We start from the raw sequence: 21,058 nt of genomic DNA on the forward strand, positions 1-21,058 counted from the left end.
CTGGAGCGTGGGTCAGCGCCGGCGGGCCCAGCCGGCACCGACGCCGGCCACCTGCAGCGCCAAGCACATCAATCCCAGCAACATGACGTTCGTCGAAGAGAACACATCGTTGGTGCTGATCTCAGCCGCGTTGATCAGGAACGCCAGGAAGAACAGCACTGCCGCGACTATGCCGAGCATGACGAGCTCCTCTCGAAGGGGATGGAGCCCGTATGCCCCGCCTTCGCTCCCGCAGACACCGGGATGTTCGCCCGCCTGTGCGGGCACCGCTGAAGTCTTCTGGCGGCCGCAACTCTCACCACGAAGGGCAACTGCGCCTGCCCTGCGTCTCGTTGACCCCGAACACCGCAGACCGGAGGCTGACACCGAGGAAAAGGCCGCTGCTCATCGGGAACATGTACCTGCTCTTGTCCGTACCATCTCCCACCAGGACAACGTGCGGTACACATGAAGGAAGGGTCAGCGCCATGCCCGAGACAGCAGCTCCCGCCACCGAACTGGCATCGCAGTACATCGCCCAGGTGAAGGGCGACCTCGAGGCGAACCTCAAGGAACAGGAACGCATCAGCGCGGACATCGCCTCCCTGCAGGAGCGGCTCGCCGCTCTGCAGCATGACCACGGCGTGCTGGTCAGCATGCAGCAGGCACTCGGCATCACTCAGGCCCAGACCGAGTCCGCAGTCGAGTCCAAGAGCGCCACTGTGCCCTCCCCGCGGCGGAAGAAGGCCGGCGCCGCGGCTGGCGGGAAGCAGAAGGCACCCAAGTCGACTGCCCCGCCTGCGAAGAAGACAGCCCGGAAGTCCGCTGCCAAGACGGCGAAGACCGCACAGGCCGCCGAGCTGACTCTGGTCGAGCTCATCCGTCGCCACCTCGCAGAGCAGAAGGAACCACGCTCGGCCGCCGAGATCGCCACGGCGCTCGGCCAGGCCCACCCCGACCGCGACATCTCGCCCAAGGTCGTGCGCGTCACCCTCGAAGGTCTCGTGGCCAAGAGCGGGGCCGAGCGCTCCAAGCAGGGCAGGTCCGTCTTCTACAGCGCGCCTGCGCAGAGCGGGAAGGCTGCACCCGACGCCGAGGCACAGCCCGAACCCACGGACGGCTGACGGCAGGTCTACGGCTGTGCGACGAGGCCCGCTGAGCGCTGTTCCGATGTTCTGCTGCTGAGCGCTTGCGATACGTTGCCCGCCATGATCGAACTCGGGCCTCTCAACTGGCCGGCTGTCCCGCTGAAAACCCAACGGCTCGTGCTCCGCGCGTCCGAAGCACGGGACCGTTCGGCGTTCATCGAGCTCTTCGCGTCGCCCGAGGTGGGCACCTACCTCGGTGGCGCCCGACCACGTGATGAGCTCGAGCGTGCGGTCCCCGAGGTGCCCGGGCGTCGCTCGGGCCTTTTCGTGATCGACCTCGACGGGGCGATGATCGGTATGGTCACGCTTGATCGCCGTGGCGCGGAGCGTCCAGGTCACGTCCGGCCGGAGGCCGAGGAGACCGAACTCGGTTACATGCTGCTGCCGGAACACTGCGGATGTGGCTACGCCGCCGAGGCGTGCGCGGCGGCGCTCGGCTGGTTCGCCGAGGCGCATCCCGGCGAACCGGTGGTGCTCTGCACCCAGACCGCCAACGAGCGGGCGATGCACCTGGCGGTGAGGCTGGGGTTCACCGAGGTGGAGCGGTTCGAGGAGTACGGCGCCGAGCAGTGGTTCGGCGTACGGGCACCGGGCACGCCCTCCGGTTGAGGGGCCGCCTCCCGAGGCGCCCGAGTGACGTTCCCTGCGGGCCGGGGCGGACGCACCACTCATGAGAGGTCCAACGGCACTGCCCGACCCGCCGGCGGCTCCACAACGTGGAAAATCGAGGTGCCGAGCCGGGCGCGCGTCCTTACTCTCGGCTCCATGCCAGAGGAACCCACCCTGCTGAACGTCATCGATGTGGAAGCCACCTGCTGGGACGGACAGCCGCCGCCCGGTTCTGTGAACGAGATCATCGAGATCGGTCTCACCGTCGTCGACGTGTGGGCACGGCGCCGCCTGTCCCGGCACCGCATCCTGGTCCGCCCTGTCCGGTCGGCGGTGAGCAGCTTCTGCACCGCACTGACCGGCCTGACACAGGCCGAGGTGGAGCGGGGCGTCACCTTCGCCGAGGCATGCCGGATCCTCGTCGAGGACCACGAGGGCGGGGAACGCCCCTGGGCGAGCTGGGGCGAGTACGACCGTCGGCAATTCGCTCGGCAGAGTCAGGCCGACGGGGTGGCCTACCCGTTCGGCTATCCGACGGAACGCACCCACACCAACGCCAAAGCCGTATTCGCCGCGGCGTACGGGCTGCGCGGGAAACCCGGCATGGATCACGCTCTGCGGATCGCCGGACTGCCGCTGGAGGGACGTCATCACCGCGGCGAGGACGACGCGTGGAACATCGCGGCCCTCGTCCTGGATTTGCTGGGCCGCGGGGCGTGGCCGGTCACGGCCAAGGCCGTCTAGTGCCGCGTCAGGCAACAGCCTGGCCCGGGACAGGCTCTACGGCCACATCAAGCCGAAGAAGGCACCGACCACGCCAGCCACCTGCAACAGGGCAGCATGATCCGCCGCTACCTCATCCGGCGGGACAAGCATGCCGCCGACGAAAGCAACCCCTCACCACAGGTGCAGGAAGTCCCGGACGTCGTCGTACCCGTCGACGGCCCGACCGTCCACGTCCGACGGGTCGGCCTCGGCACGCGCCGCAAGTGACTCCACAAGGGCGAGGGCCTCATCGCTGAGACGCCCGAAGCGTCGAGCGGTGTGTCCCAGGCACAGGCCGGCCAACCCGAGCAGTGGGCTGCCCGGCACAGCCCGCGTCCCGACCTGCACGCACCAGTGTTCGACGAACTCCACGTCATCATCGCTCAACGCGCTTCCGACCAGGACCCCCGCGGCCTCACCCTCGGCCGCGCGGTCACGCAGAGCCCGCTCCAACGTCTCGACCACGACCTCGTGAGGCAGCGCAGGGGGGTTCTCGAAGGTCAGATGAGAGTGCACCACGCGATAAGAGTACGTGCCCTCGCCCTTTCTCGTGGGCTGTGATCGGCACGGTCCTTTCGCGATGGACCGCGAGTCCGTCGTGGCTCCGCGTCAGGGTTTCTTGACACGTGTGGTGTGTCAGGGCAGCCTGACGAGCATGGGAGCTGAGGACACCCCGGCCTCGCTGGCCGGACGGGTCACCGACAAGGACCCCGCCGTCGGCTTGGAGGCCGTCGTCGCGTTGCGCCGTCTCCTGGAGGAGTTGGAGCGGCTGCACGTCGACAACGCCCGCCGCCAGGGCTGGTCGTGGCAGAGCATCGCCACGTCTTTGAACGTCAGCAGACAGTCGGTGCACGAGAAGCATGCAGGCCGGCGCAAGGCCATGGGTATGGAGGAGTAGAAGTGTTCGAGTTCTTCACCGATCACGGGAAGCAGGCCGTGACGGCTTCCCAGGACGAGGCGATCACCCTGGGGCACGACTTCATCGGCACCGAACACCTCCTGCTCGGACTCCTCGCCGCTGAAACGGGGACAGCCGCCGGGGTGTTGCACGGGCAGAACGTCGACCTGGAGCGAGCCCGGCAGGAGACCGTACGCGTCTTGCAGGCGGCCGGGATCGTCGCTTCGGGCGGGCAGCCCGCGCGCGACGCCCTGTCCTCGCTCGGCATCGACGTCGCGGAGATCCAGCGGCAGGCCGACACCTCCTTCGGGGCCGGCGCCTTCCAGTTCCCCAGGCCCGCCTACACCGCGGAAGCCCGCACCGCGCTGACGAACACGCTCAGCGAGGCCAAGGCGCTGGGGCGCGACAGATTCGGCACCGAGCACATCCTGCTCGGCCTGCTCACCGTGCCCGAGGGCCACGCCGTGGAGGTTCTGGCCGCCTTCCAGGTCGACCCCGCTGCCCTGCGCGAGACGGTCCTCGCCCGGATCGCCCCGGAGAGTCCGTGAACGCCGGGCTGGTCACGGCGGTGAGCCGCAACGCCACATACGCGTTCAGCAAGCCGAACCACCCGTGCGTCACGCTGCTCGCCGGCCTCGGTGTGGAGGGGGACGTCCATGCCGGTGCGACGATCCGGCACCAGTTCCGCATGACCTACGAACCCGATCTGCCCAACCTGCGTCAGGTGCACCTGATGCATGAGGAGCTCTTCGAGGAACTCGCGCTCAAGGGCTACGAGGTCTCCGCGGGACAGCTCGGCGAGAACATCACCACCCGCGGAGTGGACCTCCTCACCCTGCCCACCGGCACTCTGCTGCGTCTGGGGGCCGACGCAGTGGTCGAGGTGACCGGACTGCGCAACCCCTGCTCGAAGATCAACGACTTCCGGACCGGCCTCCTGGGCGAGATGTTCGCCCTGGACCCGCATTCCGCCGAGTTCACCTTCAAATGCGGCGTCATGGCCGTCGTCCGTCGGAGCGGAACCGTCCACCCCGCCGATCCCGTCGAGATCGAACTTCCGGGACACCCTCACCGCCCCCTGGAACGCGTCTAGGGTTTGATGTGAACGTGCGGATCACTGCAACCCGCACTTCAGCCGGTTGATCCCGCACTCCGCAACAGACCCTGCTGGGCGGAGGCTTCCGCCGTGGGCGGCGCGTCCGCCGACAGCGCGTGTTCGAGTGCTGCCGGCTCCGGGCGGGCGGAATCGGAGTCCAGGCGGAGCATGGCTGCCTCGTCCGGGGTGCCGGGGGCCGCCTGGTAGACGACCATGCGCTGGCCGCCCGTCCGGGCCAGTCGCATGACCTCGTAGGTCAGGGTCATCGGGCCGACTCTGGGGTGTCGGAACGACTTCTGGCCGCCGCCGCGTTCGCAGACGTCGTATCGCTCCCAGAGGCGTGCGAAGTGCGGTGACTTCAGCATCAGTTCGCCGACGAGTGTGGTGAGCTCGGGGCTGTCCGGGTCGGCACCGCCGACCGCCCGCAGATGCGCGACCGACAGGGCGACGGTCTCCTCCCACGGCTCGTAGAGCGTCCGGGCGACCGGGTGGAGGAAGACGTAGCGCGTCACGTTCCGCTGGTCCTCGGGCCAGTCCCAGAGCCCGGGCATCAGGCGCCGGCCGGGCGGGTTCGCGGCCAGGAGGCGGTTGTACCGGCTCACCACATAGGCGGGCAGCGGACGCACCGACTCCAGCATCCGCAGCACCGAGTCGCGCACGTCGTGGTCCGAACAGGCCGGCAGCTCGGAGGCGCGGCCGGAGGCCAGCTCGGCGAGCTCGTGCAGGCGCTCGAAGCCGTCGCCGCGCAGCCGGAGGGTGCGGCCGAGGGCGTCCACGACGGCCGGCGAGGGGTTGGTCTCCCGGCCGCGCTCCAGGCGGATGTAGTAGTCGACACTGACTCCGGCCAGTGCGGCCAACTCCTCGCGGCGCAGTCCGGGGGTGCGGCGCAGGCCCGCGCCGGCCGGGAGACCGACATCCTCCGGGCGTACCTGCGCTCTGCGGGCCTTCAGGTACCGGCCGAGCTCCGTGCCCCTCGCATCCGCTGCTGCTGCCATCCGGTCATTGTCGCAGGCGGTCAAGAGACGTGGGGGGCCGTGTCAGGGCCAGGAACGCGGCACCCAGGGCAGAGCGCGGTCTGTTGCGGACCGCGGGTCGGGCGGAGAGTCGGTGTCGGAGCGGGCGGCCCGGCCGCCGGAGCCCAGGGGGTGCACGACACCGGACCGCGGCTCCCGGTACGCCGCAGCCGCCCGCCCCTTCCACCGTCCCTTCCCCGGCCGTCCTCGCGGATTTCAGGAGCTCACCATGCAGGCCACCCCTTCCCCGCCCTCCTCCACCACCTCCGGACCCGGGCACGAGGCAGAGCCGCCGGCACCCGGGCCGGGGCACCCTGCGCCGGACCGGGCCCGGCCAGGCGTGCCGTCCTCCCAGACCGTCACCGCGCCGCGGCGAGGCGGCGGCGCCCTGGTGGCTTCGCTTCTCGGCTTCACGGTGATCACCATCGATGTCTCGGCGGTGAACATCGCGCTGCCCTCGATCCGGAGCTCCCTCGACAGCGGAATGTCCGGACTGCAGTGGGTCGTCGACGCCTACACCCTGATGTTCGCGGCCCTGATGCTCTCGGCAGGCGCGCTCGCCGACCGCACCGGCGCCCGCCGCGCGTACAGCTGGGGCATCGCCCTGTTCACCCTCGCTTCCCTCGCCTGCGCGCTGGCGCCCGGCATCGGTGTGCTGGTCGCCTCGCGCGTGGCGCAGGGCGCTGCCGCCGCCATCGTCATGCCGGCCTCGCTGGCGCTGATCCGGCAGGCCTACGAGGACGCGCGGGCGCGTGCCCGGGCCATCGCCCTGTGGACGGTCGGCGGCTCGGTGGCGATGGCCGCGGGGCCCGTGCTGGGCGGGCTGCTCACCGACACGGCCGGCTGGCGGGCGGTCTTCCTGCTCAACCTTCCCGTGGGCGCGGTCGTCCTGGGCCTGCTGCTCCGGGTGCCGCGCTCCCCGCGCCGGCCCGCCGCGCTGGACCTCGCCGGGCAGCTCACCGCCGTACTGGCCCTGGCGGGACTGGCGTTCGCCGTGATCGAGGGCGGTCACCTGGGCTGGACCAGCGGACCCGTCCTGGGCGCTGCCGCGCTCGCGCTCGTCTCCGGGTGCGCGTTCCGGGCGGTGGAGGCCCGCCACTCCCGGCCGATGGTTCCGCCGGCCATGCTGAGGGACCGCCGGGTGACCGTCCCGCTCGCCGTCGGTTTCGCCGTCAACGCCGCCTTCTACGGCGGGATCTTCCTGCTCGGGCTGTACTACCAGCAGCTGCGCGGCATGTCGGCCGTCGCGGCCGGGCTGATGTTCGTGCCGATGTCGGCGGTCGTGACGGCGACCAACCTGGTGTCGCCGCGCCTCGCGGAGCGTGTCGGGCGACGCGCGGTCATCGTCACCGGGCAGGTCGTCTTCACCGGAGCGATGCTGGCCATGTTGCCGCTGGCCCCGCACACCCCGCTGTGGCTGGTGCTCGTCCTGCTGCTGCCGCTGAGCGTCGGCGGGGCGCTCGCGGTACCGGCCGTGACCGCGCTGCTGATGGACGTCGTCCCGCAGGATCGCGCGGGAACCGCCTCCGGGCTCCTCAACTCCGTCCGCCAGACCGGCGGTGCGCTCGCCGTAGCCCTCTTCGGAGGCCTGCTCTCCGGTCCCGGCGGGGCTTTCTCCCTGCCGGGCATGCGCGTCGGCCTCCTCACGGTCGCCGCCCTCCTCCTCGCGACCGCCGCTCTCGCCCGGCTCCTCCTGCCGCGGGGGTGACGTACCGCGATCCCATGCGTCCGTGAGCGGATGCTCGCCATGGGGGCGGCCTCGGGGCCAACACTGCGACAAAGGCTCGGCGTTGTGGGGCACGATGAGGCCCTCGATGAGGAGGACCTTTGGGATGAGTTACGACCTGCGGGCAGTGATCGCGGCCGAGGAGGTACTGCGTGTGGCCACGCGGGGCCTGACCGCCGCCCGGACGGCATCGATCGGACAGGGCCTGTCGCTGATGCCGATGACGGACGCGCTGTGCGAGACCTTCGCGGACAGCGGCCCCGTAGGCGCGTTGGGCTTCCAGCGGCTCACGGGCGGGTTCGAGAAGATCCTGGCCGACTGGTCGGCCGGTGGGCCTGTGGCGTACGTGGAGGCCGAGTACTTCGGCGGTGAGGGCGAACAGGGAGCTGCCGTGTGGGACGGCGGTGGCGTCGTGCTCGGACCGCTCCGCGTGGAGGAGGGCGAGCCTTTCGCGTCGGCCGGCAGTCCCGTCTCTCAAGCGCTGCAGCGGCTGGGAGTCGTGGCGAGGGCCGGTCAGGACGCATTCTCCGCCGTGCGTCTGGGCCGGCATCGGCACACCGACGGGTGGATCGCCTGACGTGCCGCCTGCGACCAACTGACCAGGGTGGGAATCGGAAACCGCCCATCCCGCCGACCACTCGGTCCCGGCGCGCCCGCCGTCCCCGTACCGACTGACGCCACGATGGTCACGGGTGACCTGCCGGGCCACGCCGCCGGATGGACCAACTCGCTGATTCATAGCGAATGGGACATAACCTGCGCGATATGAAGAAATGCCATATCGCACCTCTGGCGTGCCTGGCGGCGCTGGTCGGGACGGGGCTCGGCGCCGCTCCGCCCACCGCCGCCCACACGGTCCATCTCGTCAGACCGGGAGAATCGATCCAGAAGGCGGTGGACGCCGCCCGGCCGGGTGACACCGTGCTGCTCGCACGCGGCACCCACTATGGAAGCGTCGACGTGACCACGCCCGGGATCACCCTGCACGGCATGGGCCGCGGGACGGTGCTCCGGCCGGCGGCTGGCACGAACACCGCCACCACTGCCCCGAGCACCGCATCGCCCCGCGCGAAGGCCGCGGACAGCTGTGCCGCGGCCGGCAACGGGATCTGTGTGACGGGCACGAAGGACCGCGGCGTCGACGACGTCACCATCGCCTCCCTGACGGTGACCGGCTTCGACAAGACCGGCGTCTACGCCCATGAGGCCGACGGGCTGACCGTGCGGGATGTCACCGCGGTCCGGAACGGGGTGTGGGGCATCGCCACCGAGTACTCGCTCCGTGGCGTGTTCCGCGGCAACACGGCCCGGGACAACGGCGACGCGGGTCTGCTCCTCGCCAACACGGTGAAGGAGGAGCAGGGGGCCGTGGACACCGAGGGCACCGTGGTGGAGCACAACCGGCTGGAGGGCAACCGGATCGGCGTCACCGTCCGCCGGCTGCGGAACCTGACCGTCGAGGGCAACCACCTCACGGGCAACTGCGCGGCGGTCTTCGTCGTCGGCGACGAGAACAAGCCCAAGGCCGGCTTCGTGACCGTGCGCAACAACCGCATCGAGCGCAACAACAAGTTCTGCCCCAAGACCGCCCGGCTGGACGCCCTGCAGGGATCCGGCATCGTGGTGACGGGCGCCGACGACAACCTGATCACTCACAACGTGATCAAGGACAACGTCGGCAACTCCTCCCTGTCGGGAGGCATCGTCCTGTACAAGAGCCTGGTTGGCACGGCGAGCGAGCGGAACCGGATCAGCGCCAACCTGCTGCAGGGCAACTCCCCCGCGGATCTGGTCAACGCGGACCCCGGTCAGGGCAACACCTTCCAGGACAACGCCTGCGGGTCGTCCCGGCCCACCGGCCTGTGCTGACCGCCCGCCTCGCTCCTCATGAACCCAGGGCCCGCACGAATGCCCCGTGATCCTCGTGCCTCACATGACCCGAGAAGGAAGGAAGGCGGCACATGACGACCACTCAGCCTGCCCCCGCGCCGTCCATGCGGCTGCGGGAACTCGCATTCGGGGCGGCATGTGCCGCCGCCCTGCGCGCGGCCGCCCGGCTGGGCGTGGCCGACGCCCTCGGTGGCACCCCCATGGCCGTGGAGGACATCGCGGCCGCGGTGAAGACCGAACCCCGCCCGCTGCGACGGCTCCTGCGGGCCCTGTCCTGCTACGGCGTCTTCGCCGAGCAGCCGGACGGGACCTTCGCGCACACCGACGTCTCCCGGCTGCTGCGCGAGGACGACCCCAACAGTCTGCGCGCCATCACCCTCTGGTGCACCGAGCCGTGGACCTGGGACGCCTGGCCGAAGCTGGACGAGGCGGTGCGCACCGGCCGCAACGTGGTGGAGGACCTGTACGGAAAGGAGTTCTTCCCCTACCTCAACGAGGACGCCCCGGAGTCGGCCGACGTCTTCAACCGCGCCATGACGACCTCCAGCGTGCAGTCGGCGCGCGATGTCGCCGAGTTCCTCGACCTGTCGGGGAGCGCGTCGGTCGCCGACATCGGCGGCGGCCAGGGGCACGTCGTCGCGAGCCTGCTGGACAAGTACCCCACGATGCACGGGACGCTGCTCGACCTTCCCAGGGTGGTGGAGAACGCCGTGCCGAGGCTGCGCGCGGGCGGCGACCTCGCGGACCGTGCGCGCGTGGTGCCCGGCGACGTCCGGACGGCCGTCCCGGTGAAGGCCGACGTCTACGTCATCAAGAACATCCTGGAGTGGGACGACGAGAGCACGGCTCGCACCCTGCGCAACGTCCGTGAGGCCGGTGGTCCCGGGACGCGGGTCGTGGTCATCGAGAACCTCGTCGACGACACGCCCTCCATGCGGTTCAGCACGGCGATGGACCTGCTGCTGCTCCTCAATGTGGGCGGGGCCAAGCACACCACCCAGAGCATGGTGGACCGGCTGACCGAGGCGGGCCTGGTCATCGACGACATCAGTCCGGTCAACCCCTATCTGCACGCGTTCGACTGCCACGTTCCCGGCTGATCCGACCGCCTCCCGCGGAGCCCTGGTGCCCGGGGCTCCTCCGCAACCGCCGGTCGCCGGGTCCGCAGCGTCGCGGACCCGGCGACCGGTCATAACCGGCGGCGGTCAGCCGGCCGGCTCGCGCTCCCAGAGGTAGAAGCGCTGCGCCATGGCGTCCTTGGGGGAACGCCAGGTCTCGGGGTCGTACGCGCTGACGTACGCGGACAGCCGCTCGCTGACGTCCCGGAACTCGGGGTGCCCGGCGACCTTGGCGATGGCGGGGCCGGGGTCGCGCTCGGCCTCGATCAGGTGCATGTACACATCGCCGAACTGGAAGAGGCTGCGCCGGGTCACCCCGACGAGCCGCGGCAGCTCGCCCCGGTCGGACTCCTCGAACACCTTGGCGATGTCGGGCGCCGATCCGGGGGCCATCCGGGCGACGATCAGAGCTTGGTGCATGGGGTGAGTCTCCGTCCGGCTCAGTCGTTCAGACGGTGCGTCGCACCGCGCTCCGCCGCGATCTTCTCGATGCGGTCGCGGATCAGGGCCATCTGCACCTTGGAGTTCCGGTTGATGTTGTCCGTCATCCACGCGTCGTCGACCGGCGCGTCCGGCTTCATCGCGAAGTCCTGTGTCCAGACCATGCGTGTGCCGGCCGGTACCTCCTCGTACCGCCAGTGGATGTCCATGTGGGCGAAGGGGCCCGTCTCGACCCGGCGGGCCTTGACCGTGAGCGTCTCGCGGTCCGGCTCGCGCTCCGAGACCCAGCTCCACACGGTGCCGTTCTCGTCCGGATGCATGGTCAGCCGGAAAGTCGTCCTGTGGCCCTCCCGGGAGAGGATCTCGACGGAGGCGTACTCGCTGAACAGCTGCGGCCAGTTCTCCAGGTCGTTGGTCACCTCCCAGACCAGGTCCAAGGGCGCCGCGATGGTGATCTCGTTCTGTGTGTGTCCGGTCATCTCATGCTCCTGTCAGCAGTGCGCTGTTGACGAGGTCGAGGAACTGCCGGGGCGACTTGGAGCGTTCGGCGTCGGTCGGCATCGGAGTGCCGTACCGGTTCTCCAGCTCACCCACGATGCCCAGCAGGCCCAGCGAGTCGACGCCGAGACTCTCGAAGTGGGTGTCTTCGCGGCCGAGTTCCTCCGGTGTGACGGTGACACCGGTGCACTTCTTCATGAGTTCGGCCAGCTCTTCCACGGTGATGCGGTCGGTCATGTCATTCCCTTCCTCTCCTGCTCCGCGGCGCCTCACCACGAGGCGTCGCCGGCGCCGTGCCGCAGCACGAGCGCCGAGTTCGACCCCATGAGTCCCCGGCTCAGCAGCAGCGCCGTACGTACCTCGGCGGTACGGGCCCGGCCGGTCACGAGGGCGAGGTCGTGGCAGATGTCGAAGACATGGGGGGTGGGCGGGATCAAGCCGTGCTCCATCGAGAGCACCGCTGTCGCGGCATCCATCAGCGGCGCCGCGCAGTAGGCCCGGCCGATCCCGGTCTTCGGCGCGGTGACGGGCACCCGGGTGCCGTGCGCCCCGAGTGCGTCGGCGATGGCCAGGGCCTCGGCGCGGTCCGCCTCCGGTACGCCGAGGGCGTCGGCGAAGACGACGTCGACGTCCTCGGGAGCACAGCCGGCCTCGGCCAGGGCTCCCCGGATGGCCTGGGCGAGGCCTTCCCGGGACTCCTCCCAGCGGGAGGCCCCCGTGAAGGTCGCCGCGTGTCCGGCCAGGTGGGCCCGCACGCGCGCGCCCCGGGCCCGGGCCGTGTCCTCGGCCTCCACCACGACCATGGCGCCACCCTCCGCGGGCACGAACCCGCAGGCCGCGGACGTGAACGGGCGATAGGCGCGGGTCGGGTCGTCGACCGTGCTGAGCTCCGGGTAGCCGAGCTGGCAGACCATCGAGTAGGGCGCGATCGGCGCCTCGGTCGCACCGGCCACGATCACGTCGGTGCCGCGCCGCACGGCCCGCGCCGCGTGGGCGAGGGCGTCCAGGCCACCGGCCTCGTCGGCGGCGACGACCGAGCAGGGGCCCTTGAAGCCCCGGCGGATGGAGATCTGGCCGGTGCTGGCGGCGTAGAACCAGGCGATGGACTGGTACGGGCCGACGAAGCGACTGCCCTTGCCCCACAACTGCTGGAGTTCGCGCTGCCCGAACTCGCCGCCACCGGAACCCGCCGCGGTGACCACGCCCACGGAGAACGGCGTCTCGTCGGTCTCGGGCCGGTGCAGCTGGGCGTCGTCCAGCGCGAGGTCGGCCGCGGCCATCGCGAAGTGGGTGAACCGGTCGGTCTGGACCAGGAAGCGTTCCTCGACCGCTGCCGACGGGTCGAAGTCGCGCACCTGGCCCGCCACCCGCAGCGGCAGGTGTTCGCAGCCCTCCCGGGTGATCCGCTCCAGGGCGCTGATGCCCTCCGTGGTGGACTTCCAGAAGGTCTCGGTACTGGCTCCGTTGGGCGCGACCACACCGATTCCCGTGACGGCCGCGCGCCGTGGACGGGGTTCGCTCATCGTGTCTTCTCCCTCGGCCGGTTCATGACCACCGCGGACTGGAAGCCGCCGAATCCGCTGCCCACCGAGAGCACGCCGGCGAGCTTGCGCTCGCGAGCGACGCGCGGGACGTAGTCCAGGTCGCACTCGGGATCGGGGGTCTCGTAGTTCGCGGTCGGCGGTACCACCTGGTGGGCCAGGGCCAGCACACAGGCGACGAGTTCGATCGCTCCGATGGCGCCCAGGGAGTGGCCCACCATCGACTTGATGGAACTCATGGGGGTGTCGTAGGCGTGCGCGCCCAGAACCCGTTTCACCGCGGCGGTCTCATGACGGTCGTTCTGCTTGGTGCCCGACCCGTGCGCGTTGACGTAGTCGATCGCGGTGGGGTCGAGCCGTGCGCAGTCCAGGGCGTCCTCGATGGCCCGGGCCATCTCCAGCCCCTCGCTGGTCAGGCCGGTCATGTGGTAGGCGTTGCCGAAGGTGGCGTACCCGCCGAGCTCGCAGTACACGTGGGCGCCGCGGGCCCTGGCGTGCTCGAGCTCCTCCAGGACGAGCACGGCGCCGCCCTCGCCCATGACGAATCCGTCGCGGTCGGCGTCGAACGGACGCGAGGCGTGGGCCGGGTCGTCGTTGTTCGGGGAGGTGGCCTTGATCGCGTCGAAGCAGGCCATGGTGATCGGGGAGATCGGCGAGTCCGAGGCGCCGGTTAGGCACACGTCGGCCCGGCCCTCCTGCACCGTGTGGAAGGCGTACCCGACCGCGTCGAGCCCGGACGTGCAGCCCGTGGAGACGGTCTGCACCGGGCCGCGCGCCCCGAAGCGCTCCGCCACCGTCGAGGCGAGCGTGCTGGGCGAGAACGCGCGGTGCAGTTCCGGGCCCGCCTTGCGGTGGTCCACGTCCCAGTGTTGTCCGCCGCTGCTGACCAGGACGTAGTCGTTCTCCAGCCGGGTGGTGCCGCCGACCGCGGTGCCCAGCGAGACCCCGACGCGCCACGGGTCCTCGGCGCTCACGTCGAGACCGGCGTCCCGTACCGCTTCGTCGCCCGCGACCAGTGCGAACTGGATGTAGCGGTCGCAGCGTTCCACGTCCCGTGCGTCCAGACCGTGGTCAGCCGGGTCGAAGTCGCACTCGGCGGCGATCCGGGAACGCAGCCCGGACGGGTCGAAGAACGTGATGGCCCGTGTCGCCGTACGCCCGTCCGAAAGGAGATTCCAGAAGGCCGGTACGCCTATGCCGCCGGGAGCGACGATGCCTATGCCGGTGACCACCACTCGCCTCGTCATGAGCGGACCTGACGTCGTGCGGCTGCCTCCGCCCCCACCACCGCGGACTCGGCGTCGGTTCCCTCGGTGTCGACGTGGCCCAGCGGCGGGCTCGGGGCCAGCGGGCCGAGGTGGAAGACCATCCGCGCCTCCACGTCGCCGACGTTGCGGAAGCGGTGGCGCACGTTGAGGGGGATCAGCAGCCCCTGCTCGGGCCGCAGCGGGTGCGACTCGCCGTCGAGGTCCACCTCCAGCTGCCCGCACACCACGTACACGAACTCCTCGGAGTACGGGTGGTAGTGCTCGGCGATGCGGTCACCGGGCTCGATGAGGGCCACGCCCATGAAACCGCTGGTGGCGCCGACGGCGGCCGGAGTGAGCATGGCACGCAGGTCACCTCCTCGCCGGCGGTTGGGCTCGACGTCGCTCATGCTCACGATGTTGGGACGAGATGTGATCACGCGTTCCTCCGTTGATGTGCTGCACCACCGTGGGAGAGGCGGTGCCCGCCTCTCCCACGGGACGGTGAATCAGGCGTCGGGCGACCGGCGGTCGGTGACGAGGTCCATGCGCGCGAGTTCGAGGAGGCGCGCCATGTCGGCGTCCTTCGGCGCGGTGGCGTCCGGGCCCGCTTCGTCCAGGAGCGTCGTCAGCTCGGCGACGTGTGCCGGGTCGGTGAGACCCAGGATCTGGACGGGGTCTGCGGCGTCCAGCCCGTCGCGCACGTCGATGAGCCGTACGACGACGTCGTCGCGCTGGAAGATGGTGCTGCGCAGGACCGGGCTGCGCGGGTCGTCCGCCGCCGCCTCGTCCTGACGGGACAGGAGTTCGGCCAGCTTCATGCCGAGGTCCGGCCGGGCCGGGTAGTACAGGGCGTACCGCTCGGTCCGGGGGTCCTGCCGCCCCGCCATCACGTGATGGACGGCGGGCAGTGCGGCCCTGGTGAAGAAGACCCGGGCGGACTCGGGGTCGTCGAGGTCCCGGTCCTGCTCCAGATGGGGGTTGATGGCCTCCTCGACGGCCCGGACCTCGGGCTGCCGGGCGACGTGGCGCAGTGCGGCCAGCAGATCGCCCCGCACCTCGATGGCCCGCACCACGCGGTTGCCGTGCATGAACAGCGAGGTGCGGCACAGCCGGGTGGTGTCGTCGACCTGCGGCTCGGGCGAGGCGTAGTCGGAGAGGATCTTGGCGACGATCTCCTCGCTGCCCGGCTTGACGGTGAAGGTGAGCGCGTGCCGGATCACGCCGTCGCCGATCCTGGGCGCCGTCTGGAGCCGGCGCTCCGCCTGGTCGGCGTCCGCCGCCGGGCCGCCGGTCTCGCGGACGACGTGGAAGCGCAGGGACCGGGTGTCGCGCACGCAGTTGTGCAGCGGCTCGACCATCCGCACGTGCTCTTCGCTGTTGACCCAGGCGAGGAACGGCGGGGCGCTCTCCCACTCGCTGGTGATGAGCCATTGCGAGGGGTTCTCGATCGACTGGCACAGCTGGTCGCTGACGTGCCCGGGGACGGACGCGACCTGGTTGCACAGCTGTTCGTAGGCGTCGAGGAACTCCTGCTGGGCGCCGTCGTGGACGTCGACCAGGAGGACGACTCGGAGCCGGGAACCGTCGAACACGGACTGCGAGACATGGTGCGACGCCTGGCGCGCCCGCGAACCTGCAACCCGTTCGGATGTGGTGGTCATCCTGCGCACATCTCCTTCGCGGAGGGGAAAGTGAACGTTGGCCGCAGTGATGCGACGTCAGCGTTCCTCGATCCTGTGCCCGTCCCCGCCCATCGCGCGACTCGGGTGAAGTACGTGAGTGACAGGGCGGATGACGTCCGGACCCGGTGGACGAAGGAGACCTCGGCCGTCGGCGTGCTCATCGGCCCGTCGGTCGTCGTCCCCCGCACAGGTGATGGGGGCGTCCGCGCACAGGCGTCCGCCTGCCCGTGTCACCGCCTTCGCCAGCGGCTTCAGGGGCGCCGGTGGCGAAGGCGGTCGACGCCGCCGCGGGCAGGGCTCGCGCGGGACGCCGCACGCGAGTGGAGCCCGCGGGGCTCAGGCGACTGCCAGTCCGGTCCGCAGGACCTCGCGCAGCACCGCCTCGGCCTCCGCCTGAGGACCCGGTGACCGCCACAGGACGAAGCCGTCGGGCCGGACGAGCACGGCGCCCCCGGGTCCCGTGCCGTGACGCTCCGCCCAGTCGGCGGCGTCCTCGGGCACCAGGTCGGCCTGAGCTCCGGTGCCCACCCGGTACGACCTGAGCGGGAGGGACAGTTCGTCGGCGAGGCGCACGGCGGCCGGGTGCCACTCGTTCGGCTCCGCGGCGTCACTGAGCAGGACGAGGGACCGCTCGTAGAGGTCGAGCGTCGAGATCCGTTCGTCGCCGCGGCGCACCCACAGGTGCGGCGCCCTGCTGCCGGGTCCGCCGGTCAGGTCGAGGCTCTCGGGCACCACCGGGGCGGCCGTGTCGGCCCCGACGACGGCGCCCTGCGGGTAGCGGTAGCCGAGCGCCACGTTGAGGATGCCCTGCCGTGGACCGCCGCCTCCCGCTGCGGGTGGCGGGGCGAATCCGGGGTGGCTGTGTTCGGCCGACCGGGCCGCGGCCCGCGCGCTGGTGGCCTCGGCCACGGGACGGCGCTCGGCGTCGTAGGTGTCGAGCAGTTCCTCGCCGGCCCAGCCGTCGAGTACGGCGGCCAGCTTCCAGGCGAGGTTGTGGGCGTCCTGGATACCGGTGTTGGACCCGAAGGCCCCGGTGGGGGACATCTCATGGGCCGAGTCGCCGGCGAGGAACACCCGCCCCGACCGGTAGCTGCGGGCGACCCTCTGGGCGGCGTGCCAGGGTGCCTTGCCGGTGATCTCCACGTCGAGGTCGGGGACACCGACCGCCCGGCGGATGTGCTCGGTGCACCACTCGTCCGTGAACTCCTCCAGGGACTGCCCGTGCTCGGGGTGCCAGGGGGCGTGGAAGACCCAGTTCTCGCGGTTGTCCACCGGCAGCAGGGCGCCGTCGGCCTCCGGGTTCGTCAGGTAGCAGACGATGAAGTGACGGTCGCCCACGACGTCGGCGAGACGGCGTGAGCGGAAGGTGAGGCTGACGTTGTGGAACAGGTCGCCGGGTCCGCTCTGCGCGATGCCGAGCTGCTCACGCACGGGACTGCGGGGGCCGTCCGCGGCGACGAGATAGTCCGCGCGGATGGTGGTGTGCTCACCCGTCTCACGGCTCTTGACGACGGCGGTCACACCGGTTGCGTCGCTGTCGAACGACATCAGTTCGGTGGAGAAGCGCAGGTCGCCGCCATGCCGGCGGGCGTGGTCGAGCAGGACCGGCTCGAGATCGTTCTGGCTGCACAGGCACCAGGCGCTGGGGCTGAAGCGGGCCAGTCCGCCGCCCGGGTCGATGTCCTTGAACAACCACTCGCCCGCGTCGCCGACCAGGGTGGGCGTCTGCAGGATGCCGTGGTTGACGGACAGGGTGGCGGCCGCCTCCTGGATCGCCTTCTCCACACCCGCCACCCGGAACAGTTCCATGGTGCGGACGTTGTTGCCCCGGCCTCGCGGGTGGATGGAGGTGCCGGCGTGGCGCTCCACCAGCAGATGCGGTACGCCCAGCCGTCCGAGGAACAGCGAGGTTGCCAGGCCGACCAGGGAGCCGCCCACGATGAGGACCGGGACGTCGATGGTCCGGGGGCCCGCCTGTCCGGCTCGTTCTTTCATCACTCTCGCCTCCAGTGCGTCGATGCCGCCGGCCCAGCCGGTTGCGGCGGCGATCCTCATGCATGCCCCGGGGAGGTGACAGCGGCTCAGGCTTCACCCGCGTGCTTCGCGGCACGGCCCTCCGGGAGGGCGGGAGGATCGCACCGCGGCGGAGCCGTTCAGTCGCCGACTCGTCCGGCGTCGACACGCCGCCCACGGGACTCGTCCACGACGATGGGCACACCGTCGGGAAGCTGTCCGCGGAGCCGGTCGAGCAGCGGCTGCACCAGGGGAAGGTCACCGGGAAGGCGGACGTGGATGTGTATCGTCCGCGAGACGGCGTCGACGCTGGTCACGGATGCGTCCGGCTGATCCGCGAGCCACTGCTGCGCCGCTGACTTCGTACGGCCCGTCCAGATCTCGAGCAGAAGCGTGAGCGCGGTGTTCGCGGACAGGGGGATGAACACGGCGGCGAAGAGCAACGCCATGGCCGTGTACGCCCGGCGCGCGGGGCCGCCGACCGCCTTCCCGGCCTCTCCGCCGTAGCCGAGGCTCGCGAAGATCACCATGCCGCCGAACACCAGGGCGAAGAAGTTGGACACGAACAGCACCAGGGCGCCCAGTGCCGGCCACCCCTCCAGCTGTCCCAGGCACACTCCCGACACCACCAGCGGCGGTACGAGCGAGATGGCGATCGCGACCCCGGGCAGCACGGCGGCGACGTCCCGCCGGGCGAGTGCGACCGCGCCGGCGAGGCCGGTGGCCAGGGCGGCGACCAGGTCCATCAGCCCTGGCGACGTCCGCGACGAGATCTGGCTGTTGGAGAGCAGATCGTAGTCACCGGGGAGCACCTGCGAGAAGATCATGCCGACCGCGATGACCAGGACGCACGCGAGCAGGACCACGCCGAGACCGCCGGTGCGCCGGCGTCGCACCGAGCCGAGGGCGATGCCCATGATCGGTGTCGACAGGGGCGCGATGATCATCGCTCCGATCACCGTCGCCGTGGAGTCCGTCAGGACCCCGCAGGCCGCGATGACCGACGACAGCGTCAGCATGGTCCAGAACGCCGAACGTTTGGACCGGGCGTCCCCGGACGACAGATCCAGGTCCTCGGCCAGCTCCTGAAGCGAGCGGCGTTGGGAAACCGGCAGGACAAGGGCACGAACACCGCTGGTCATGCCCTCAAGAAACCACAGCGGTCACGCTTGCTCCGACCAGGACACGGCCGACCTCGCCGACTCCGCCACGCTCCCCCGAACGAACGGTGCCGGCACCCCGCCCACGGAGTGCGAGGCCCATGGCCCGGTGCTGCAATGGTGGCGGGGGCGGTAGGTGACAGCCGCGAGGACCAGAGGTGACGCCGTGAGCGAGGAACTCGAAGAAGTGGGACCCATCGACTACCTGGTCGTCGAGTTCCCCGGGAACCGTATGACCGGCGAGGGCTTCCCCCTGCTCGTCGATCTGGTGGACCGCGGCCTGATTCGGATCCTGGATCTGATGTTCGTCCGGAAGGACGACGACGGAACCGTGACCGGCATGGAGATCGCCGACCTCACCGGGGACGGCAAGCTCGACCTGGCCGTCTTCGAGGGCGCCTCGTCGGGCCTGCTGGGCCAGGACGACATCGAGGAGGCCGCCACCGCGCTGGAGCCGGGCTGCTCGGCGGGCATCCTGCTCTACGAGAACGTGTGGGCCGCGCCCTTCGCCGCCGCCCTGCGCCGCGGCGGGGCCAGGCTGGTCGCCTCGGGACGCATCCCGGTGAACGCCGTGGTCGACGCCCTCGACGCGATCGAAGCGGCACGCTGAACGGCGTTCGACAGCGCCGACGACCAGAAGGGAAAGAGCCATGCCAGGTCTGATTCGCGGGGTCGCACGAACCGCCGTCGTCGCCGGGACGGCGACCGCCGTGTCGAACCGCGTGACACGGCGGCAGCAGGGGCGATGGGCGGCGCAGGAGGGATTCGGGGCGTACTCGCCCCAGCCGCGGGCCGTCGCCGAACCGGCGGCCCCCGACATGACGGACAAGATCGAACAGCTGAGGCAGCTCGGTGAGCTCAGGACTCAAGGCGTGCTCACCGAGGCCGAGTTCGAGGAGCAGAAGCGCAGGCTTCTGCAGGCGTGATCAGGATCGGCCGCCGGGAAGGCGGAGCGGTCTGAGGCCTGTCACCGCAGGTCGCCTGTGCGCAGAGTGAAGGGAAGGGCCGCTCCGACCTCCCCAGGTGTCGCAGCCCTTCCCGTCCAGCGGCAAACGCTTACCCCGAGATGCGGACCTCATTCCTCACCGTGCCGGCCCGTCCAGAGCTCCCTGCAACGCCCTGAGCGCCGGCAGCGCCTCCTCGATCGCCCGTCGGCTGTCCGGCGCGAGAGTACTCAGGGCGCGCCTCAGTTCCTCCGCGCTCACACGGTCGTACCGGTCGAGCAGATCGAGAGCGTGCGGGGAGGCCACGAGGGTCACCGTGCGCAGGTCGGTCGACGACGGCCTGCGCTCGACGAGACCCGATGCGGTCATGGCGCGGACCAGGTTGCTGACCGTCGAGGAGGCCACACGCAGACGGGACGCGACGTCACGGGGGGCCAGGGGCCCGGCCTCGGACAGGACTCTCAGGAGTTCGATCTGCGCTTCGGGAAGATCCGGCAGCTCCTCCGCGCTGCGGGTGCGCTGCAGCACGGCTCGCCTGAGGGGCCCGATGAGGCGGCCGAGATCAGTCGCGGTGTCCATGCGTTCATGATGCCCCGAGCATGGTTTTGCCGCAAAATAGTTTTGTGGCAAAATTGATTGCGTACTGCACTGAACGACGAGGAGGTCCCCTCATGGACAGCCGCGAAGCGCACGAGACCACCGTCCGCCACCCCGTCCCCCCGCAGCAGCTCTCCGGCATCGTCGGCCACCGCTTCATCTACACCTATGCCAACGGCTGGCAGTACGAGATGTACGTGAAGAACGCGACCACCATCGACTACCGGATCCACTCCGGCATGGTGGGCGGCCGGTGGGTCAAGGACCAGCAGGTCGACCTGGTCCGACTGGACGACGACCACTACAAGGTGTCCTGGAACGAGCCCACCGGCACGTCGGTGTGCGTGAACGTCATGCCCGGCAAGCGCCGCCTGCACGGCGTGATCTTCTTCCCGCGCTGGGTCGAGGAGCACGGCGAGCGCACGGTCCTCTACCAGAACGACCACCTCGACGAGATGCGCAGGTTCCGCGACGAAGGTCCGACGTACCCGATCCACGTGGTCCCGGAGTTCGCCGAGATCACCCTCTTCGAGTTCGTCGGCCCGGACGACGACACCGTCATCTCCACGGCACCGGACGACCTCCCGCCGGGCTGGTCCGACCGCACCGACTGACCACCCGGACCCGGCCGCACCTCTTCCAAGATCGATTGTCAGTGGTGGGTGAGAAGGTGGGAACACCAAGCCGGAA

At 70.5% G+C, this 21,058-nt stretch carries 26 protein-coding genes; 13 read left to right on the forward strand and 13 right to left on the reverse strand.

Going from position 1 to position 21,058, the window contains the following annotated elements:
* Positions 1–12: 12 nt before the first annotated feature.
* Positions 13–180 carry a hypothetical protein gene (locus ABTX60_RS39055; protein WP_167526659.1) on the reverse strand — a complete coding sequence of 56 codons (168 nt, stop codon included), beginning with the start codon at positions 178–180 and terminating at the stop codon, positions 13–15.
* Positions 181–467: 287 nt separating this feature from the next.
* Here ABTX60_RS39055 and ABTX60_RS39060 point away from each other — a divergent pair, with 287 nt between their 5' ends.
* The 3 genes from ABTX60_RS39060 to ABTX60_RS39070 all read left to right on the forward strand — a co-directional run bounded on the left by ABTX60_RS39060 (position 468) and on the right by ABTX60_RS39070 (position 2,480).
* A complete protein-coding gene (locus tag ABTX60_RS39060) occupies positions 468–1,103 on the forward strand; it encodes a hypothetical protein (protein WP_352101634.1) in 636 nt (211 codons plus the stop codon).
* An 84-nt stretch (positions 1,104–1,187) separates the two neighbouring features.
* Positions 1,188–1,736, forward strand: coding sequence for a GNAT family N-acetyltransferase (locus ABTX60_RS39065; RefSeq protein WP_352101635.1), 549 nt, complete (start codon positions 1,188–1,190; stop codon positions 1,734–1,736).
* A 156-nt stretch (positions 1,737–1,892) separates the two neighbouring features.
* A complete protein-coding gene (locus ABTX60_RS39070; protein WP_352101636.1) occupies positions 1,893–2,480 on the forward strand; it encodes a 3'-5' exonuclease in 588 nt (195 codons plus the stop codon).
* A gap of 153 nt (positions 2,481–2,633) precedes the next feature.
* Here the strand turns inward: ABTX60_RS39070 and ABTX60_RS39075 are convergent, their stop codons facing one another.
* On the reverse strand, positions 2,634–3,020 hold the full coding sequence (locus ABTX60_RS39075; RefSeq protein ID WP_352101637.1) for a hypothetical protein: 387 nt from the start codon (positions 3,018–3,020) through the stop codon (positions 2,634–2,636).
* Between the two features lie 136 nt (positions 3,021–3,156).
* Here ABTX60_RS39075 and ABTX60_RS39080 point away from each other — a divergent pair, with 136 nt between their 5' ends.
* From ABTX60_RS39080 to ABTX60_RS39090, 3 genes are read left to right on the forward strand one after another with little or no spacing between them, the layout of a single operon-like run.
* On the forward strand, positions 3,157–3,399 hold the full coding sequence (locus ABTX60_RS39080) for a hypothetical protein (protein ID WP_352101638.1): 243 nt from the start codon (positions 3,157–3,159) through the stop codon (positions 3,397–3,399).
* Positions 3,400–3,401: 2 nt separating this feature from the next.
* Positions 3,402–3,947 carry a Clp protease N-terminal domain-containing protein gene (locus tag ABTX60_RS39085; RefSeq protein WP_352101639.1) on the forward strand — a complete coding sequence of 182 codons (546 nt, stop codon included), beginning with the start codon at positions 3,402–3,404 and terminating at the stop codon, positions 3,945–3,947.
* Positions 3,944–4,492 (forward strand): MOSC domain-containing protein, encoded by a 549-nt coding sequence (locus ABTX60_RS39090; protein WP_352101640.1) that lies wholly within the window; start codon positions 3,944–3,946, stop codon positions 4,490–4,492. The genes ABTX60_RS39085 and ABTX60_RS39090 overlap by 4 nt, the downstream gene beginning before the upstream one ends.
* 38 nt (positions 4,493–4,530) lie before the next feature.
* Here ABTX60_RS39090 and ABTX60_RS39095 read toward each other — a convergent pair whose 3' ends face one another.
* The gene (locus ABTX60_RS39095) at positions 4,531–5,490 is read right to left on the reverse strand and encodes an MmyB family transcriptional regulator (protein ID WP_352101641.1); all 960 of its coding nucleotides are present in this window, start codon (positions 5,488–5,490) and stop codon (positions 4,531–4,533) included.
* 247 nt (positions 5,491–5,737) lie between these two features.
* On the opposite strand from ABTX60_RS39095, the gene ABTX60_RS39100 reads away from it, so the two are divergent.
* The 4 genes from ABTX60_RS39100 (at position 5,738) to ABTX60_RS39115 (ending at position 10,224) form a co-directional block, all read left to right on the forward strand.
* Positions 5,738–7,216 carry an MFS transporter gene (locus ABTX60_RS39100; RefSeq protein ID WP_352101642.1) on the forward strand — a complete coding sequence of 493 codons (1,479 nt, stop codon included), beginning with the start codon at positions 5,738–5,740 and terminating at the stop codon, positions 7,214–7,216.
* Positions 7,217–7,340: 124 nt separating this feature from the next.
* Positions 7,341–7,811 carry a hypothetical protein gene (locus ABTX60_RS39105; RefSeq protein ID WP_352101643.1) on the forward strand — a complete coding sequence of 157 codons (471 nt, stop codon included), beginning with the start codon at positions 7,341–7,343 and terminating at the stop codon, positions 7,809–7,811.
* Positions 7,812–7,999: 188 nt separating this feature from the next.
* The gene (locus tag ABTX60_RS39110; protein ID WP_352101644.1) at positions 8,000–9,103 is read left to right on the forward strand and encodes a right-handed parallel beta-helix repeat-containing protein; all 1,104 of its coding nucleotides are present in this window, start codon (positions 8,000–8,002) and stop codon (positions 9,101–9,103) included.
* A gap of 92 nt (positions 9,104–9,195) precedes the next feature.
* Positions 9,196–10,224, forward strand: coding sequence for a methyltransferase (locus tag ABTX60_RS39115; RefSeq protein WP_352101645.1), 1,029 nt, complete (start codon positions 9,196–9,198; stop codon positions 10,222–10,224).
* Positions 10,225–10,329: 105 nt separating this feature from the next.
* Here ABTX60_RS39115 and ABTX60_RS39120 read toward each other — a convergent pair whose 3' ends face one another.
* The 9 genes from ABTX60_RS39120 to ABTX60_RS39160 form a co-directional block, all read right to left on the reverse strand.
* The gene (locus ABTX60_RS39120) at positions 10,330–10,662 is read right to left on the reverse strand and encodes a TcmI family type II polyketide cyclase (protein ID WP_352101646.1); all 333 of its coding nucleotides are present in this window, start codon (positions 10,660–10,662) and stop codon (positions 10,330–10,332) included.
* Positions 10,663–10,682: 20 nt separating this feature from the next.
* Positions 10,683–11,162, reverse strand: a complete 480-nt coding sequence (locus ABTX60_RS39125; protein ID WP_352101647.1) for an SRPBCC family protein — start codon at positions 11,160–11,162, stop codon at positions 10,683–10,685.
* A 1-nt stretch (position 11,163) separates the two neighbouring features.
* Entirely contained in the window at positions 11,164–11,418 is a 255-nt protein-coding gene (locus ABTX60_RS39130) for an acyl carrier protein (protein ID WP_352101648.1), read from the reverse strand.
* 32 nt (positions 11,419–11,450) lie between these two features.
* The gene (locus ABTX60_RS39135; RefSeq protein WP_352101649.1) at positions 11,451–12,704 is read right to left on the reverse strand and encodes a ketosynthase chain-length factor; all 1,254 of its coding nucleotides are present in this window, start codon (positions 12,702–12,704) and stop codon (positions 11,451–11,453) included.
* Complete coding sequence (locus tag ABTX60_RS39140; RefSeq protein ID WP_352101650.1) at positions 12,701–13,969, reverse strand: beta-ketoacyl-[acyl-carrier-protein] synthase family protein; 1,269 nt, start codon at positions 13,967–13,969, stop codon at positions 12,701–12,703. Before ABTX60_RS39140 ends, ABTX60_RS39135 begins: the two co-directional genes overlap by 4 nt.
* A complete protein-coding gene (locus tag ABTX60_RS39145) occupies positions 13,966–14,409 on the reverse strand; it encodes a cupin domain-containing protein (RefSeq protein WP_502992478.1) in 444 nt (147 codons plus the stop codon). The genes ABTX60_RS39140 and ABTX60_RS39145 overlap by 4 nt, the downstream gene beginning before the upstream one ends.
* 69 nt (positions 14,410–14,478) lie before the next feature.
* On the reverse strand, positions 14,479–15,633 hold the full coding sequence (locus ABTX60_RS39150) for a SchA/CurD-like domain-containing protein (RefSeq protein ID WP_352101652.1): 1,155 nt from the start codon (positions 15,631–15,633) through the stop codon (positions 14,479–14,481).
* 357 nt (positions 15,634–15,990) lie between these two features.
* A complete protein-coding gene (locus ABTX60_RS39155; RefSeq protein ID WP_352101677.1) occupies positions 15,991–17,649 on the reverse strand; it encodes an FAD-dependent oxidoreductase in 1,659 nt (552 codons plus the stop codon).
* 158 nt (positions 17,650–17,807) lie between these two features.
* Positions 17,808–18,809, reverse strand: coding sequence for a TIGR00341 family protein (locus ABTX60_RS39160; RefSeq protein WP_352101653.1), 1,002 nt, complete (start codon positions 18,807–18,809; stop codon positions 17,808–17,810).
* Positions 18,810–18,993: 184 nt separating this feature from the next.
* Here ABTX60_RS39160 and ABTX60_RS39165 point away from each other — a divergent pair, with 184 nt between their 5' ends.
* Positions 18,994–19,437 (forward strand): DUF6325 family protein, encoded by a 444-nt coding sequence (locus tag ABTX60_RS39165; RefSeq protein ID WP_352101654.1) that lies wholly within the window; start codon positions 18,994–18,996, stop codon positions 19,435–19,437.
* Between the two features lie 40 nt (positions 19,438–19,477).
* The gene (locus ABTX60_RS39170; protein ID WP_352101655.1) at positions 19,478–19,753 is read left to right on the forward strand and encodes an SHOCT domain-containing protein; all 276 of its coding nucleotides are present in this window, start codon (positions 19,478–19,480) and stop codon (positions 19,751–19,753) included.
* Positions 19,754–19,909: 156 nt separating this feature from the next.
* On the opposite strand, the gene ABTX60_RS39175 is transcribed toward ABTX60_RS39170, so the two are convergent.
* Positions 19,910–20,350 (reverse strand): MarR family winged helix-turn-helix transcriptional regulator, encoded by a 441-nt coding sequence (locus ABTX60_RS39175; RefSeq protein ID WP_352101656.1) that lies wholly within the window; start codon positions 20,348–20,350, stop codon positions 19,910–19,912.
* Between the two features lie 92 nt (positions 20,351–20,442).
* Between ABTX60_RS39175 and ABTX60_RS39180 the strand changes: the two genes are divergently transcribed.
* Complete coding sequence (locus tag ABTX60_RS39180) at positions 20,443–20,982, forward strand: phenolic acid decarboxylase (RefSeq protein ID WP_352101657.1); 540 nt, start codon at positions 20,443–20,445, stop codon at positions 20,980–20,982.
* The last annotated feature ends 76 nt before the right edge of the window (positions 20,983–21,058 follow it).

This window comes from Streptomyces sp. NPDC126510 (assembly GCF_040302345.1).
GTDB lineage: Bacteria > Actinomycetota > Actinomycetes > Streptomycetales > Streptomycetaceae > Streptomyces.